Here is a 15,783-nt window from a genome sequence, read left to right on the forward strand (position 1 = left end):
AGCGGATCGCCGGAAGTTCGACTTTTGAAGAAGAAACAACGGCGCTCAGGTCGGCGAGAAAGCGTAAATTGGTTTGCGTCCACAAACGCACACATTTTGCCGTGTTTACAGGCACTTACGCTCATCGACAAGCGATCGCGGGGCATGGACGGGGAAGAGCGGGCCGGTTTTTGGCGAAAACGGCGTCACGGGCGCGGCGGCGCGCACGCCGCGAGACCAGCCTTGGACCGGTACCCCGCATTCCAAACGGGGGACCGGCGTCAGCTTGGTTTCAGGCGGGTGAAGAGGACGAGGTTGTGGGCCACGACCGAGGACCAGCCGTAAGCTTTGCCGCCCAAGGCGCAACGCGCCAAGCCGTAGGCGCGTTTGCGGCAAGAGATGCCAGCTTCGATACCGGCGCGGAAGTTGCGGAGCTTGCGATAGACCCACTTGCTTCTGACCAGAGGCCGGCTTTCTTGGAGACGCCCGATGTCTTCGCTGCGGCCAGATTGTCGCGCGTGGCGAAGCCACCATCGGCTGCCGCGGCGCTTGGCCATAGAAGGCGACGTGGCGCGCCAGCATCGCCAGCAAGCTGTCGCTGTCGGCCGGGTTGCCGGCTTCGATCACCAGATCCGGATCATGCAGCTCCTGCCGGTGGTCAGGTTTAGTTTGTGGCCGTACTCGGTGTCGCGGCTGCCTTTGACGATGATATCTACATGCGATTCGACAGGCTGACCAACTTCTTGCTGGCCAGCACCAGTTCGCCGGCCAGCTCGCCCCGCTCACTCTGTCTGATCATGCATTCAATCAGCGGCCGATAGTGCCGGACGTGGCTTTGCCACAGCTCGACGAAGGGATCGCGAGCACTGGCAAGGCATGCGCTCGCCTGATCCAGATAAGCCAAGGTCGCGCGGGCAATCGCGATCAGCTCGCGGTATAGTTGGACCCGATAGGGTTGACCGCGCGTGAACTGGATCTTGAGGGCCCGCTTCTTGGCCACGCGGCAATGATCGCGCCATTCCAGGCCGGCGCCACCAATAAAGGCGTCAGCTCGCTTGAGCAGATGCACCATGATCCGCACGGCATCCCACAACAGACTGCTGTGGCTGGCTCGTGCATGAGCGCCGAGGTCACGGTGCTGTCCAGCCGCACGACCACGCCGTCTTCGAGCTTCACCTGCCGAGCGCCCAAAAGCAGGGTCCGGTTGAGCTGTTCCCAGGTGCGGGCGGGATCGCGCTGACCGTCTTTTGCAGCGCCGGCTTCTGTGGGCTCCACGACCACGGCGGTCGGGCAAAAGGCGCGAAACGAGGCGAAGTCCTCAAGGTGGAAAGCCAACTCCTGGTAGCTCAGCTGCCGATATTGTTTGAGCAGCGCAGCACCGCTTCGAGCGGACAGGCCTTGCTGTCCGGTCGCTTTGATGCCGCCCCCGACAAAGGTCTCGCGCAACCAGGCCAAGCAGATCGCAATGTTCATCTAGCCATTGCGACATCGCCTTCAGCTCACAGCCGATCTCATGCGTGACGAAAAGATCGAATATGCTGGGTTGGACGGGGCGTTCTTGGCGCAGTGTCGGCTCCGGCGATGCAGGATTTTGGAATCGGTGGCATGATTCACATACCTCAAACCGCCGGGCCTGGCTTGCGCCAATCAGAGATGGGACTGTCAGGAATCTTGTGCGTGAGGCCATGATGATGGAAAGGAGAATCATCGCATGGCCATTGAGAAGGAACTGCTGGACCGGTTGCTTGCCGGGCGCGATCCACAGGAGCTGTTTGCCAAGGACGGTTTGCTCGACGATCTGAAGAAGGCGCTTTCGGAGCGGATACTGAACGCCGAGTTGGATGATCATCTTGACGAGGGGCAAGTCGCAGGATTGGCGAACCGGCGCAACGGACATTCGAAGAAGACGGTTCTGACGGGCACGTCGAAGCTCGAACTTTCGATCCCGCGTGACCGTGCCGGCTCCTTCGACCCTAAGCTGATCGCCAAGTATCAGCGCCGCTTTCCCGATTTCGACGCCAAGATCGTATCCATGTATGCGCGCGGCATGACGGTTCGCGAGATCCGTGGCCACTTGGAGGAACTCTATGGCATCGACGTCTCGCCGGACCTGATCTCGGCCGTCACTGACGCCGTGCTCGAGGAGGTCGCCGAATGGCAGAACCGGCCGCTCGACGCTTGCTTTCCACTGGTCTTCTTCGACGCCATCCGGGTCAAGATCAGGGACGAAGGCTTCGTGCGCAACAAGGCGATTTACATCGCGCTCGGCATCTTGCCCGATGGCACGAAGGAGATTCTCGGCATCTGGATCGAGCAGACCGAGGGCGCCAAATTCTGGCTGCGCGTCATGAACGAGCTGAAGAACCGGGGCGTCGCCGACATCCTGATCGCCGTCGTCGACGGCCTGAAGGGCTTTCCAGAAGCGATCAACGCCGTATTCCCGCAAACGGTCGTGCAGACCTGCATTGTGCACCTGATCCGCCATTCATTGGAGTTCGTGTCATGGAAGGACCGCAAGCCTGTCGTGCCGGCGCTGCGGGCGATATACCGGGCCAAGGACGCCGAAGCCGGCCTGGCCGCGCTCGATGCTTTCGACGCCGGCTATTGGGGCCAACGTTATCCTGCGATCGCTCAGAGCTGGCGGCGCAACTGGCTTCATGTCGTGCCGTTCTTCGCATTCCCCGAAAGCGTGCGCCGCATCATCTACACCACCAACGCCATCGAGGCGCTGAACTCAAAGCTGCGGCGGGCCGTGCGAACGCGCGGTCACTTTCCCAATGACGACGCCGCAATGAAGCTGCTATATTTGGTTCTCAACCATGCCGCCGAGGAATGGAAACGCGCCCCGCGCGAGTGGTTCGAGGCCAGGACACAATTCGCCGTCGTCTTCGGCGAAAGGTTCGTCAGCCAATGACGATAACCGGCCTCACGCACAAGATTCCTGACAGTCCCATCAGAGATTCACTGAATTGAATCAATTATTTAGAGTTGGCGAGTAGCGGAGACGCTTGCGCGCTTCCGCTCTCTCAGAACCGTGCGTGAACCTCTCAGCTCACACGGCTCCCATCAGGCAAACGTGCCGATCAGACCGAGTTGAACCGACTTGCCCGCGCCTTACCCCTGCCAAAGCGCTTGAACTTCCGCCCTGCCCACGCAAGCACCGTCTGATTGACGTAGCGAAGTATGGGCTGCAGCCCCGTTGGCGCATACCGTCCATAATAGCCTGATCCACCCCCTGAGAAGCGGATTGGTCAGCCGGGCGATGTCGTTCGACGAGAGCAGCGTCTGTCGGCGGATGTGCAAGTCCCGGATCTTTTCCCGCATCGCTTTCAGCGTCGAGGAACTGACCGCTGGTGTGAAGCCGCCAAACAGCCGCCCGCTTTGCGTTCCCCATACCGCGCGAGGTCGGAAACAATATCCGAGGAAGTCGAACGTCACGTTCGGATGTTGCCCTCTGCGTTTGGACTCTCTGCAGTAGATGATCCTGATCTTCGTCGGCTGCAGTTCTCAGTTGACATTCCGCCCAACCTCGCCTGAAGCGCAGCCTTGACGGCTTCTGCCTCCTGCTCGGTCCGGCAGTGGCACCAGCCCGTCATCCGCATTCCTGTCGCTCACGGTGGGCACACCCAAAATCCGCTGGCCCCCAGTCTTTTTCGGAATGGGGACGGCACGCACCGGTGGCGGATAATAGCTTTCCGAGCTCATCCTGTTCCAGATCCTGTAGAGATTCCTCTCCAGGTTGGCTTCGAATGCCTCGATCGTCTGCCCGTCCACGCCAGCCGCACCACCACTGGAGTTGACCGCCTTATAGGCTTCGTACACCAACCGCTTATCGAACATAAACGGTTTGTCTGTCGCATGTGTCGTTGTCATCCTGTTGCCAGTTGCTTCGAAAACACGACCACCTGATCCGAGCCCTTCGCTCCAGCCCCATTACAGGACCTTCGTCACTACTACGGGTCGATCCGCCCAACCTCCTGCATCGGTACTCTCGCCTTACGGTGGTGTGCCGCTTGTGCTTCTCCCTTGGCATCAGAAAGCTGGTTCCTGCAGTTCCGCGCAAAAGCCTGCATCCGGCTCATGCCCCCTATACGCCGTCCACTGTCCGCCCAGTCATCAGGCTCCCGACGGACTTGTCCCGAGAGATCCACACGCCCTCGGTTTTAGTGGTGTTAAAGAGTTCTAACGAACGTCATCGAAGGGTTTTCTTGCGCTCATCTTCCGGATGCCAACCTGCCCCGGATCATGTCCAAGGCTTTTGACCCAACGCTAACCACCATGGCTCTTCTACCACAGCAGCTTGGGCTGGTTTGAGACCCGCTCCTGAAAGCCGATCCCGAGGGGCCTACCCTCATCTCTCACGCAGCTTCTCAGCATGTTGTCAGTTCACCATCGAACCTCCTTCTGCTTTTCGCAGCACGGTGTGGACGGAAACTAATTAGCACAGCAATGCAACATATGTTGCGCATGCAATAACGCTGCGCTAGGTAGGAGTCATGGCTGACGGACCTCTTTCGGAACGGTTGATCGACGGCTTCGACACAATGTCGGAGCAGTTCCAATTGGCGGCGCGCTATATTATCGACCAACCACACGACGTCGCGCTGTTGTCAATGCGCGACCAGGCGCGTGTGGCCGGGGTTCAGCCGGCTACCATGACGCGACTGGCCAAGCATCTTGGCCTCACAGGTTACGACGAGCTTCGCGAAATCTATGCTGAGGCCGTTCGCGGCGGCGACGTCGGATTCGCCGGAAAGGCCGACGTACAAGCGGTCGCGCAAAGGCGTAAAGGCAATCATGGCCTTGCGCGCGAAATTCTCCGGGCTCAAGCGGCCGAGATTGTGCATCTGGCCGAGTCTCAACTGGATGCAATAGTATCAACGGCAAGACATCTTGCGTCCGCCAAGTGCGTCTTCTGCATCGGATTGAGATCGAGCCACGCAACTGCTTGGCATCTGCATTATATTCTTTCGATGATTGGGGAAAAGTCGGTCATGCTTGATGCGGTCGGCGGCACCGGTTCTGACGCATTGGCCCATGCCTCCCGCAACGACGTGCTCTTCGCGACAAGCGTATTTCCCTACACTCGCGCCACGATTGAGATTGCCGAATATGCTCATCAACATCGCATTCCTATCGTCGCCATCACCGACAGCGAGGTTGCCCCGCTTGCTCGAGTGGCCGATGATGTCGTTCTTGTCCAGACGAAGAGTCCCTCGTTTTTCCACTCGATGACACCGGCGTTCGCGGTCGCTGAAGTGCTAGGCGCCTTAATCGCCGGACAGGGTGCAGAGGCCGCGCATGAGTCGCTGCTCCGGTTCGATGCTCATCTTGCCGACTTCAACACACACTTGAAATCGAGGGCTTGGAATCGAAAAGTACGCTCAACTCACTCGGATTCTTCGACCAAGGAGCACGGGGCAAAAGGACGCCATGCGACAGAGCCAAAAAGCAGGCGTGAGTGACGAGAAGTTTGGTCCACTGGTCGCGCATTCACGACGAGCGACGCGCCCGGTCGGCCGTGAATAATTCGAAAGCCGCTGATATCGCATAGGAGTCGTCGACTTTTCTGATCAAGCGGCCAACAAGGCCCTGCGCAGTGAACTGACCCCCGAAAGTTGGACACAACCTTCGGGGGTTTTGCATGTCCAGACACAGTGCGCGTTTCAAGCGCTCGGTTGTTGATAGCTATTTGTGCGGGGATGAAAGCTACGCGAGTGCGGCGTCGAACCGTGGAGTTGACGCGGCGACTGTTCGCAAGTGGGTTGCTTTGTACCAGGCGCATGGCGATGCGGGGCTGTCGGGCAAATACGATCATTACGACGCGGCGTTCAAGCTGTCAGTGCTCGAGCGGATGTGGAGGGAAAGTCTGTCGTATCGCCAGACGGCGGCGTTGTTCAATATCCGCAATGCCAGTTGCCTGGCGGGCTGGGATAAGCGCTATCTTGCGGGCGGGATAGAAGCGCTCGGCCCACGTCCCAGAGGACGACCCATGTCGAAGCCGCCGGCCCCCCGCAGTGCCTGTTGCAGCCAGTGACAAGGCCAAAAGCCGCGAAGAACTGCTGGCCGAACTGAAGCAACTGCGGATGGAGAACGCCTACCTAAAAAACTGGAGGCCTTAACGCAGGAACATGCGCCCAAAAAGCGCAAGCCGTCCAGACGTTAAGGCCGTTGCATCCGCTTAAGGACCTGCTCGAACTGGCGAAGCTGCCGCGCAGCACGTTCTGTTACAGGCAAAAGGCGGCCTCGCGCCCGGACCGCCATGCGAGGCGATCAAAGCCATCTTCGACAGCCACAAAGGCCGCTACGGCTATCGCCGGGTGACCGCGCAACTGCGCCAGTTGGGTCAACGCGTCAACCACAACACCGTCCAGAGCCTGATGGCCGGGATGGGATTGAAGTCGCTGGTCAGGCCGAAGAAGTATCGTTCCTACAGGGGCGAGGTCGGGCGGACCGCTCCCGATCTCTTGCAGCGCAAGTTCAGCGCCGACCGCGCCAACCGCAAATGGGTGACCGACGTGACGGAGTTCAGCCTGGCCGGCGACAAGCTCTACCTGTCACCGGTCATGGACCTCTACAATGGCGAGATCGTTGCGTTCGAGACGGCGCGGCGGCCGCACTTCAAACTGGTGGACAATATGCTGACCAAAGCCCTCGCCCGGCTCGATGAGGACGAACGGCCGATCCTGCATTCCGATCAGGGATGGCAGTACCAGATGCCGGCATTCCAGCGCAGACTGGAAGCCAGAGGCCTTGCACAGAGCATGTCACGCAAGGGCAATTGCCTCGACAACGCTCCAATGGAGAGCTTCTTCGTCATTCTCAAGTCCGAACTCTTCCATCCCGGAACGTTTGACGCCGTCCAAAGCCTTAGCCAGGCCATCGAGGATTACATCGACTATTACAACCACCGCCGCATCAAACTGAAACTGAAAGGCTGGCCCCTGTGCGATACAGAAACCAGCCCTTAAACCTACCAGCTCAATGAACCGTCCAACTTTACGGGGTCAATTCACTGGCTCAGGACTTATTTGGGGCGCACCGTCCGCGAAATCTCCCGTCAGGTCGCCGGCGACGCGGGGCTGGACGCGACCTTCGAGCGGCAGCTCTACCAGACCTATTGGGCGATCCGCAGCATGCGTTCCCGGCCACGGCCAAATGACGCCCGAGCAGCTGATTAGTGCTGAGCCATTTCGGCAAGGTGATGATGATGCCCGTAATCGCGTCTGCTCGCCGCCTCAGTTCCCACGTCCCGCGAGCGCTGGCCCATTCCTGCTGCGAGAGCTTCGCCATTTTCCGTATCCCCACGGTGACGCCAGACCGGAGGGTGTTCCGCAAGGAGGGCAGATGCAGCATCGGATGCGGCCGGCAAAACAGGATTTTTGGGCGCTCAATGAGGCCCTTGTGTAGCCCGGCCTTATTTTCACGGGCTCAGCTCGTGGACGACGCCGCGGGCGGTTGCTTGATAATCTTGACACGCGCTACACTGCACCGATTGTCAACACTGACGGGTATCTCACCCTCGATGGCAACGCGACGAACGACGCGAGGCTCGTCCCCGTAATCCCTAGCCGCATAGTGCATTGTGGCACGGTTGTCCCAGATAGCGACATCGCCCTGCTTCCAGTTCCAGCGCACAGTGTTTTCCGGTGCGGTGATATGAGACTCGAATAAATTGAATAGCTTCTGGCCGTCATATTTCGGCACATCAACAAAACGTTTCATGTATGCACCAAGCACCAGCGTTCGCTCGCCGGTTTCGGGGTGGACACGTACAACCGGGTGCTCGGTCTCGAATGTCGCTCTACTACGGGCCTCATCGAAAACGTTCTTTTCGGCTTCGGTGGGGCGGGCAAACACGGCGAAGTCGTACGCGTTGGTATGAACTCCCCAGAGGTCGTCAGCAAGCCGTTGCAGAGGTGTTGGCAAGTCGAGATATGCGGCCGCGGTGTTTGACCACACTGTGTCGCCGCCTACTGGTGGGATCACAACGCCTCGAAGCATCAAGATCTTGGGATAAGCTTTCAGGTAGGCTAAATCGATATGCCAAATATCAGTCCTGAAACCTCCTGGGTGACCAATCTCAAGGATCGACATCGTTCCCTTCGCGGGATCTAATGTCGGAGACAGCATAGGCTTTCCGAAACGACGAGCAAAGCGCTCGTGCTCGGCGTTGTCGAGTTGACCCTGGTCACGGAAGAAGATGACTTTGTGATCGAGCAACAGTTCTTTGATCGCGGCGATGATCTGGTCCGGCAAATCGCCCGACAGCTTGACATTCGTGATTTCAGCGCCAATGCGCGCCGCGCGTTTGACAACAGAGGTACGCGGAATTACATTATCGATCATGAAAGACGTTTCACTCATGGTGGAATCTCCTGTTCGCGATTCTTTCGCCAGACCAACGCATTACAACTGCGGCAATCGAGCTCTCTGGCACCCACTCCTCCAGCAAACAGCATGCCTATCGGGAAAACCGAGTGAAGCCGTTGATTCGCCAAACGTATAGCTCATGCTCGCACTGGCGAAGCCCTGACGTATTGTTGCCAATGCGACAAGCACAGTTCGAGACGTTATCAAGCGCTGGTTTTCCCCGTACATCCGGGCCCCGCGCTGCCCATTAACGACAAACCAAACGTGTGGCAGGAGTTCAACCATCACTCTTCACCAAGGTCCGACGGATGCCGCTGGGATGCTCTGCCAAATTTTGAATAATTGCCATCTACTTGACGTGGTGGCGGTCGGGTCGAAGCACGTCCAAATAGCGGTTCCGAACTGAAGGACTCCAATCTCGCGCGGAGTTGGCCTGGAGTCGGGCACAGGGGGCGCCAAGCACTGTCGCATGGATCGGGGTGTCGGCTTGCCAACTGTTCCGCGGCGCCCGTCACCTTGTCCTGGTGACAGCCGGGCAGTGTGGCCGCGTTCACAATCTTTCGGCTTAAGAGGTCTGAGACTTAGCCATGGCTGAAGCAGGCCACAGCTATGTCCATGTATCGCGAAGCCAGATGGCGTTGATATAAACACTGCATTTGACTTGGTCCGCCCACGCGACTGATCCTGGGATAAGCAAAGGGGTGATTTTGAACGGGCAACGCAACACCCCACGCCAGCGCAAAGTGATTGGCGTCCCAGGGGGCCCCATGGCGTTGAAGAATTCTGCGAGCTCGGGCCGAGGTGAGTGAGTAGTGGCGGCATCCGCACCAGAATCCCGAAGGCGATCGCCAGGTGAACAACACTGCAGCGTTTTTTGCTGCAAATGCTTCGTTTAGTATGAACCACATCAAACTCGGCGTAGCGGAAATCGTTGCCGTCGCCGTCATTCAGCGCTGCTGGGGAGAGGCCCCACGATCGAACCGAGAGCCGATATGTACGCCTTTGCCTAGTCGAGGCATCCAGGAGCCGGGGCATCGGAGATTCCCGGAAGGATGTAGGCATGCGGCTAGAACGTCAGCGAAGCGCATAACATTGTCTTTATATCGGATTTAACCATCTCCTGAGAGCGCCATGTCAAACAACCTTCCGTCGCAAGCAGAATATGTCATCATCGGTGGTGGCATCATCGGTCTTTCAGTTGCTTATCACCTCACTAGGTTAAATTTTCGCGATGTACTTCTACTAGAGCGCGACCAGCTCACCTGTGGTACTACATGGCACGCGGCAGGGCTCGTTACACAGCTTCGCGCCACCGAGAACATGGCCAAGCTGGCCCAATACACCGCAGAGTTGTTCAAGGAATTGCAGGAGCTAACTGGTCAGCCCACGGGCTTCCGTCAGAGCGGATCAATTACCATCGCAGTCACCCCAGAGAGGCTCGAAGAACTGCGCAGGGGCGCCTCGATGGGGCGCTCGTTCGGTCTCGATGTCGAGATGATCGACGCTGCGGAGGCTAAGCGGCGCGTGCCGCTGCTCGATACCACAGATGTGCTCGGCGCGGCATGGATATCTTCCGATGGCATGACGAATCCGGTGGACACCGCACGCGCTTTCGCGACTGGCGCACGTCAGGGCGGAGCAACGATCCTGGAACGCACGCCGGTAACACGCATCGTGGTCGAAAAGGGACGAGTCCACGGCGTTGAGACTGAGAATGGCTTTGTGCGCACGGAAAAGATCGTCCTCTGCACGGGGATCTGGACCAGAACGTTCGCAGCCGATCTGAAGTGGACGGTGCCGCTCCAAGCGGCGGAGCACTTCTATGTGGTGACGGAGGCTATCCCCAATTTGCCACAAGACCTTCCGACGATTCGTGACATGGATGCCGGCTTCTACGCGAAGGCAGATGCCGGAAAGCTACTGGTTGGCTTCTTCGACTACAACAATGGAAAGCCTTGGGGCGGAAATGGAATTCCTCAAGATTTTAGCTTCGATGCTCTCCCTGATGATTTTGATCACATTGAGCCCTATCTAAGTGCTGCCATAGATCGCATGCCGATGCTCGCTGATATTGGGCTGCAATTGCACTTTAACGGCCCCGAGAGTTTCACCCCTGACAATCGATTCTTGCTAGGGCCTGCACCAGATATAGAGGGCTTATATGTGGCGGCGGGATTCAACTCTTGTGGCATCGAATCTTCAGGCGGCGCTGGCAAGGTCATGGCCGGGTGGATGTCGACGGGCATCCCATCAAGTGACTATTGGGAAATGGACGTTCGGCGAGCAATGCCATTTCAGCGGAATCGTCGGTATCTCCATGATCGAACGGTCGAAACCCCTGGTAATCTATGGGCGCTGCATTGGCCGCACAAATCACCAGCAACAGCACGCAACGTGCGCGTTTCTCCACTGCATGATCGACTGGCAGCAGCTGGTGCGAATTTTGGCGAGATCGCTGGGTGGGAGAGACCACAATGGTTTGGGACTCCTGGAAAAGCGGCAAACCAGCACGCTTCATTTGCTAGGGACGACTGGTTTCACTCAAGTGGCGAGGAGCATAGGGCGACAAGATCCGGCGCTACACTGTTTGACCAGACGTCTTTTGCCCATCTTCTTGTTCAGGGCCCAGATGCGCCAGCTCTACTTCAGTATCTTTCAACAAATGACGTGGATGTGCCACTGGGGCGTGTCGTGTACACGCCGTGGCTAAATGAGCGTGGGGGAATGGAGTCTGACGTCACTGTAGCGCGCATCGGCGAAGAGGAATTCCTAGTCGTCACTGCTGCCGTTCAGCGTATCCGCGATCTCGCCTGGTTGCGGGCGCATGCGAAAACCGCGGGACAAGTATACGTCTCCGACGTGTCGTCAGGATATGCAACGGTGTCAATAATGGGGCCAGGTTCGCGAGATTTGCTGAAGCGAGTTAGCCCAGCGGATTTTTCGGATGGCGCATTCCCATTCGGTACAGCGCAAGAAATTGAAATCGGATATGGATTGGCACTCGCGTTTCGAATGACGTTTGTGGGCGAACTCGGTTGGGAACTTCATATTCCAGCCGAACAGGCACTTGGCATTTATGACGCCCTTGTTGCTGCAGGGAACGAGTTCAACCTTCGTCATGTCGGTTACGTAGCGCTGAACACACTTCGCATTGAAGCGGGTTACCGCGACTGGGGCGCGGATATAAGCGATGAAGATACCCCTCTCGAGTCCGGACTAGGTTTCACTGTTGCGTGGAACAAAAACGCAGATTTCATTGGGCGGACTATTCTCTCCTCACAACGTGGACAGATACCGCGTCGACGCCTTGTGCAATTTGCAGTCCCCAACGCACTGCCACTTCTGTTCGGTACAGAACCAATTTGGCGCAACGGAATACTTGTGGGGTATCTGAGATCGGCTGGCTTCGGCCATACTTTGGGCTGCGGAGTAGGAATGGGGTATCTACATTCAGAGAATGGGGTCAACGCCGAGTGGCTTTCGGCGGGAGCTTTCGAGGTTGAGATTGCTGGCAAAAGGCATCCCGCAATCGCTTCCTTGCGAGCCTTCTATGATCCGACCCGCACAAGGGTGAAAGGCCAATGGCGTAAGCCCGAGGATATCATTGCCCCTGAGATACTCGCGGCAAAACACAAAGGGTGACATATTACTGATTTGTCAGAATATATAATATCCCGGTCGAGGCAAACCAGACCGTAGTATGCACTGTTTTAAATAGGTATTAATTTTCTTTAATCTGCTTTAGTGCCAATCGGCAAACATCAACGGCAACGCACCCGCAATGCCATTGCCAAATGGAGCAGGACTTCAACACGGCGAGGCCGCACTTTTGCTCGGCTACCAGAACCCGGCGGCCTTCGCCAGGGTCATCACAGCAGCCGGCTGACGCTGCGCAGTTCAAAGGCTACGCGCCTTTGCCGGCAAGGTCCTACAGCGATTTCCATGCCTACAAGTCAAGAGGGCGGGCGCGGGCATTGTGTTTTCGCATGCTTTCTCCGGTGAGCTGAAGGCGATGAGCATTGTGAATGAGGCGATCCAAGATGGCATCGCCAAGGGTGGGATCGCCTATGACATCATGCCAGTGTGCCACGGGAACTTGGCTGGTGACGATTGTGAAAGCGCGGCCATGGCGATCGTCGAGGATCTCCAGGAGGTCTCGCCGTTCAGCCGCACTGAGAATCGACAGGCCCCAATCGTCGAGGATGAAGGAGCTGAACGCGCCCGAGCGTCTTGAGCAGGCGGCCATAGCGTCCGTCGCCACGCGCCAGGCGAGTGCCTCGAACAGACGTGGGACGCGATGATAGAGGACCGACCGGTTGTCGCGGCAGGCTTTGTGGCCTAGCGCACAGGCCAGCCAACTCTTGCCCAGACCGCCTGTGACGAGCAAGTTCTCATGGCGGCCGATCCAGTCGCCAGCGACGAGCCTGGCGAAAACGGCGCGGTCGATACCGCGCGGCGTTCGCAAATCAACATCTTCAACGCAGGCGCTTTGACGCAGCGCGGCGAATTTGAGCCGTGTCGTGAGTCGTTTGGTGTCGCGCGCGGCGGCTTCGCGATCAACGAGAAGCTCGATGCGCTCCTCGAACGACAAGGCACCCAGATCCGGCGATCGTCGCTGCTCCTCGAAGGCCTTGGCCATTCCGCTCAGGCGGAGTGCGATCAGCCGCTCATGCGTTGGATGGGTAAGCATTGGACCGTGGTTCAGTGGAAATAGCCCTGACCGCGGATGTTGCCGTGGCTAGGGGCTGGGGATTGGGGGTGTCGTCGAGAAAGGCGCGATCCAGTCCATTCTTGAGGATCGAGCGGATCGAGGCGACGGAGCGTGCCTTGATCAGGATGCCGCGTTGGCAGGCTGCGTCGACGCGTGCGTTGCCGTAGCTCTTGGTCAGAGACAGAATGCCGAGCCAGGTGCGAAAGCCCTGCTCGGGATGCGGCCGGTCGGCGATGACGGCCTGGAAGAAGGCGGCGATGGAGGGGCCGATCTTCTCGCCGGTCGCGATCAGTCCTTGCGGCGTCCACTTGCCGTAACGGCGATGCGCGCTCGGCATATGATCGGCAATTGTCGTATGGCCGTGCCGGTTGGGTGCACAGGGGTGGCTGGCGATCCTCTGCCCCCTGTGGAAGATCTCGACCGTCTTGTCGGCGATCCGCACATCGACGAGCTCACGGATAAGGCGGAAAGGCGTTGAGTACCAGTGCTCGTCGATCTCGACGTGATAGTCGGGTGCGACACGGCAACGCTTCCAGCGGGCAAAGACGTATGGCTGGTCCGGCAGTTCTCCCAGCTTGGGCTTGTCGATCTCGGCGAAGAGTTCGGCTCGGCTGGAGCCGAAGCCAGACATCTGGCGGTCGTTGAGTTCGGCGACGAGCACGCGGATGGCAGCCTTCAACTCCGCCAACGAGAAGAAGCGCTGATTGCGTAGCCGTTTGACACCATATAGCTGCATCAACAGGCCGGACAGTGCACCCGACCAATGCGCCAAAATGTCGAATTATCTCTTGCATCGCGGGAGCCAACCATAGAGGACATACGGTCTTACCCTACGAGCCTACAAGTGACAGCCCTAACGCCGCCGCAAGGCTGGTCGTCGTTGAGTAGCTCAGCCATTCGGCTTTCGCCCTCACAGATCCGGGCGGGCGGATTCCGCACCCGGCTCTTCCCGAGGGTAACCCGCGTCATATCCGTGCTTGCCCGCAAGTTCGAGTGGCGCGCGGAGTTGGCAGGGGGAAGCGCGCCGTCAGGGTCTCGAACTCCGACCAGCCGATGCGCGGCTCTTCTGGCTGCACCGTCTCAGACACCGTAGCCATATCCGGCGCATTTGCCGATGGAATCCGTTGAGCGCAGGGTAGTTGTGCGGCCTGCCGTAGTAGCCGTAGTGTCCACGCAGAACGGCGGCGAACCACCTGTGCTGCGCAGCCAGTGGCGCGTGCATGCGCCGCCAGGCATCCTGGCGCAGCGCCGTCAGCTTGCGCGTCAGGCGTTTTCCTTCCGTCTTGTGCTTCCCGATGAACCGGCCATCCCGGGTCCGCCCGCAGTAGTGGGTGAAGCCCAGGAAGGCGAGGTCTCGGGCCGCCGCTCGCCACGCCGCTGTCGTGAGAGGGCCGCGAACCGCCCACACTCGCAATGCTCGCGTCCGTTATGCATGATCCTGTTGGCTTGGCGGTTCCTCCAATCGCGCTGGCGCACCAGTTTTGCGCGAGGACGGCCGATGCCATGGCGGTACGCGCAGGACGATGATCGGGGCTTTGGCGCGCAAGCTGCTGATTGCATTTGGCGACCTGTCACGACCCGCGAGATCCCGACGGGAGTAGCCCTGCGTCCGGTATAAAGCATGGAGGAGCGTTTTCCTGATGCCCCTTCCCGGATGGTCGCACCATACGCCGAAAATCGCTCATCTTCAGCGGGGATCGGATGGACCGTCATGATCATACCGGTTACAAATCCGATCGAGCGTCTCAACGGCGATCAAGCCCGCAGCCGTTGCGCATCCAAATGACCGCCACGAACTTTTACCGGTCTTTACCCGCTCTCCCGCGGCCCACGGCAAATCATCTTTGCACTTCATTCAATGAATTTTATGGCTCGAGGATAATCAGATATATTCATATACGTGTGCGTTATTTCATCATCGGCATCTATGTTCTTTATTGCGATAATACTTGCCCAGGCCCCAGATTCTTCATCGGTCCAAACGGTCTTTGCATTCGGTCGAGAAGAGTGATTTACCAACGACATAAATCCAAAAACGACGTATGCTGTTATTGAGTCCTCTTTTAGTTTGCGATCGCCACGCACGAAATAGTACTCAAATAGACCAGTACTGTCAATCAGACCTGCTGCCACGTTGTCAAATCCCCATGTAGGGGATCTCTCAATTATATCTCCGACCTTGAATGGAACGTTTGCAAATACACCACGCCCTTTCCCAGGCACATTTTTTACATAAATAACGTTGCTGCGATCAAAGACCTTTCCGACCATCGTGGTTCCTTCTCGTATTGGCCTGAAGTTTTTTTTTACTACGTTGCATTGGCCGCTGAGCGGGCCGTCATTGAGTTCCGACCGTGCTCACCAGAAATGCTCACCTCAAAGATAACGGAGACGGGGGGCTATCCCCGCTCGCCAAAGAGGCTCGGCGATGCTCGCAGCATTCCTCCTTTTGGGGGAGCTGGCGTCGAGGCTTCGGCCAAGTCCAGGCGCACGAGCGCCACTATGTCTCCCGCCACGTCGTGCCCGACAACGGTGCAACCTCTCTCCTCGAGGCAAAAGATTCGCTGCGATCGGTAGCGCGTGTCTATCGGACAAAACTCATGGCCTCGCCCAAATTCATTTCAACACTGTATTTCGAGGCTGGTTGTAGCCTCGTTGTTACGTTGGTCATACCTACCGATATGGGTGGGGTGAGGTGTATTTGTCTATCCTCCGCCGCC

The 15,783-nt window shown here is 58.1% G+C and carries 8 protein-coding genes and 3 pseudogenes; 4 read left to right on the forward strand and 7 right to left on the reverse strand.

Annotated features, from left to right (window positions below; all coding sequences use genetic code 11):
- Nucleotides 1-260: 260 nt before the first annotated feature.
- A pseudogene (locus EB231_RS32710) lies at nt 261-1,546 on the reverse strand (ISNCY family transposase).
- A gap of 144 nt (nt 1,547-1,690) precedes the next feature.
- Between EB231_RS32710 and EB231_RS32715 the strand changes: the two are divergent.
- Complete coding sequence (locus EB231_RS32715; protein WP_172352434.1) at nt 1,691-2,893, forward strand: IS256 family transposase; 1,203 nt, start codon at nt 1,691-1,693, stop codon at nt 2,891-2,893.
- Between the two features lie 200 nt (nt 2,894-3,093).
- Here EB231_RS32715 and EB231_RS35395 read toward each other — a convergent pair whose 3' ends face one another.
- Together EB231_RS35395 and EB231_RS35400 are read right to left on the reverse strand one after the other, a co-directional pair.
- The gene (locus EB231_RS35395) at nt 3,094-3,303 is read right to left on the reverse strand and encodes a group II intron maturase-specific domain-containing protein (RefSeq protein WP_246741049.1); all 210 of its coding nucleotides are present in this window, start codon (nt 3,301-3,303) and stop codon (nt 3,094-3,096) included.
- Nucleotides 3,304-3,486: 183 nt separating this feature from the next.
- Nucleotides 3,487-3,852 (reverse strand): hypothetical protein, encoded by a 366-nt coding sequence (locus EB231_RS35400; protein ID WP_246740822.1) that lies wholly within the window; start codon nt 3,850-3,852, stop codon nt 3,487-3,489.
- 623 nt (nt 3,853-4,475) lie between these two features.
- Here EB231_RS35400 and EB231_RS32725 point away from each other — a divergent pair.
- Entirely contained in the window at nt 4,476-5,444 is a 969-nt protein-coding gene (locus EB231_RS32725; protein ID WP_172352435.1) for a MurR/RpiR family transcriptional regulator, read from the forward strand.
- Between the two features lie 179 nt (nt 5,445-5,623).
- A pseudogene (locus tag EB231_RS32730) lies at nt 5,624-6,967 on the forward strand (IS3 family transposase).
- A gap of 443 nt (nt 6,968-7,410) precedes the next feature.
- Here the strand turns inward: EB231_RS32730 and EB231_RS32735 are convergent.
- On the reverse strand, nt 7,411-8,346 hold the full coding sequence (locus tag EB231_RS32735) for a TauD/TfdA dioxygenase family protein (protein WP_172352436.1): 936 nt from the start codon (nt 8,344-8,346) through the stop codon (nt 7,411-7,413).
- Nucleotides 8,347-9,483: 1,137 nt separating this feature from the next.
- On the opposite strand from EB231_RS32735, the gene EB231_RS32740 reads away from it, so the two are divergent.
- The gene (locus EB231_RS32740; RefSeq protein WP_172352437.1) at nt 9,484-11,994 is read left to right on the forward strand and encodes a GcvT family protein; all 2,511 of its coding nucleotides are present in this window, start codon (nt 9,484-9,486) and stop codon (nt 11,992-11,994) included.
- A 304-nt stretch (nt 11,995-12,298) separates the two neighbouring features.
- On the opposite strand, the gene istB is transcribed toward EB231_RS32740, so the two are convergent.
- The 3 genes and pseudogenes from istB to EB231_RS32755 form a co-directional block, all read right to left on the reverse strand.
- Nucleotides 12,299-13,042 carry an IS21-like element helper ATPase IstB gene (istB, locus tag EB231_RS32745; RefSeq protein WP_246740823.1) on the reverse strand — a complete coding sequence of 248 codons (744 nt, stop codon included), beginning with the start codon at nt 13,040-13,042 and terminating at the stop codon, nt 12,299-12,301.
- Nucleotides 13,043-13,053: 11 nt separating this feature from the next.
- A pseudogene (locus tag EB231_RS32750) lies at nt 13,054-13,781 on the reverse strand (Mu transposase domain-containing protein); the annotation flags it as partial.
- Between the two features lie 1,133 nt (nt 13,782-14,914).
- Nucleotides 14,915-15,334 carry an SET domain-containing protein-lysine N-methyltransferase gene (locus EB231_RS32755; protein ID WP_172352438.1) on the reverse strand — a complete coding sequence of 140 codons (420 nt, stop codon included), beginning with the start codon at nt 15,332-15,334 and terminating at the stop codon, nt 14,915-14,917.
- Nucleotides 15,335-15,783 lie beyond the last annotated feature (449 nt).

The organism is Mesorhizobium sp. NZP2298 (assembly GCF_013170825.1).
In the GTDB taxonomy this organism is placed as follows: domain Bacteria; phylum Pseudomonadota; class Alphaproteobacteria; order Rhizobiales; family Rhizobiaceae; genus Mesorhizobium.

Excerpts from the sequence above, each read along its gene's own strand:
- EB231_RS32735 (WP_172352436.1), bottom strand. The coding sequence starts at position 8,346 with ATGAGTGAAACGTCTTTCATGATCGATAATGTAATTCCGCGTACCTCT.
- EB231_RS32755 (WP_172352438.1), bottom strand. The coding sequence starts at position 15,334 with ATGGTCGGAAAGGTCTTTGATCGCAGCAACGTTATTTATGTAAAAAAT.
- EB231_RS32715 (WP_172352434.1), top strand. The coding sequence starts at position 1,691 with ATGGCCATTGAGAAGGAACTGCTGGACCGGTTGCTTGCCGGGCGCGAT.
- istB (WP_246740823.1), bottom strand. The coding sequence starts at position 13,042 with ATGCTTACCCATCCAACGCATGAGCGGCTGATCGCACTCCGCCTGAGC.
- EB231_RS32740 (WP_172352437.1), top strand. The coding sequence starts at position 9,484 with ATGTCAAACAACCTTCCGTCGCAAGCAGAATATGTCATCATCGGTGGT.
- EB231_RS35395 (WP_246741049.1), bottom strand. The coding sequence starts at position 3,303 with ATGCGGGAAAAGATCCGGGACTTGCACATCCGCCGACAGACGCTGCTC.
- EB231_RS32725 (WP_172352435.1), top strand. The coding sequence starts at position 4,476 with ATGGCTGACGGACCTCTTTCGGAACGGTTGATCGACGGCTTCGACACA.
- EB231_RS35400 (WP_246740822.1), bottom strand. The coding sequence starts at position 3,852 with ATGACAACGACACATGCGACAGACAAACCGTTTATGTTCGATAAGCGG.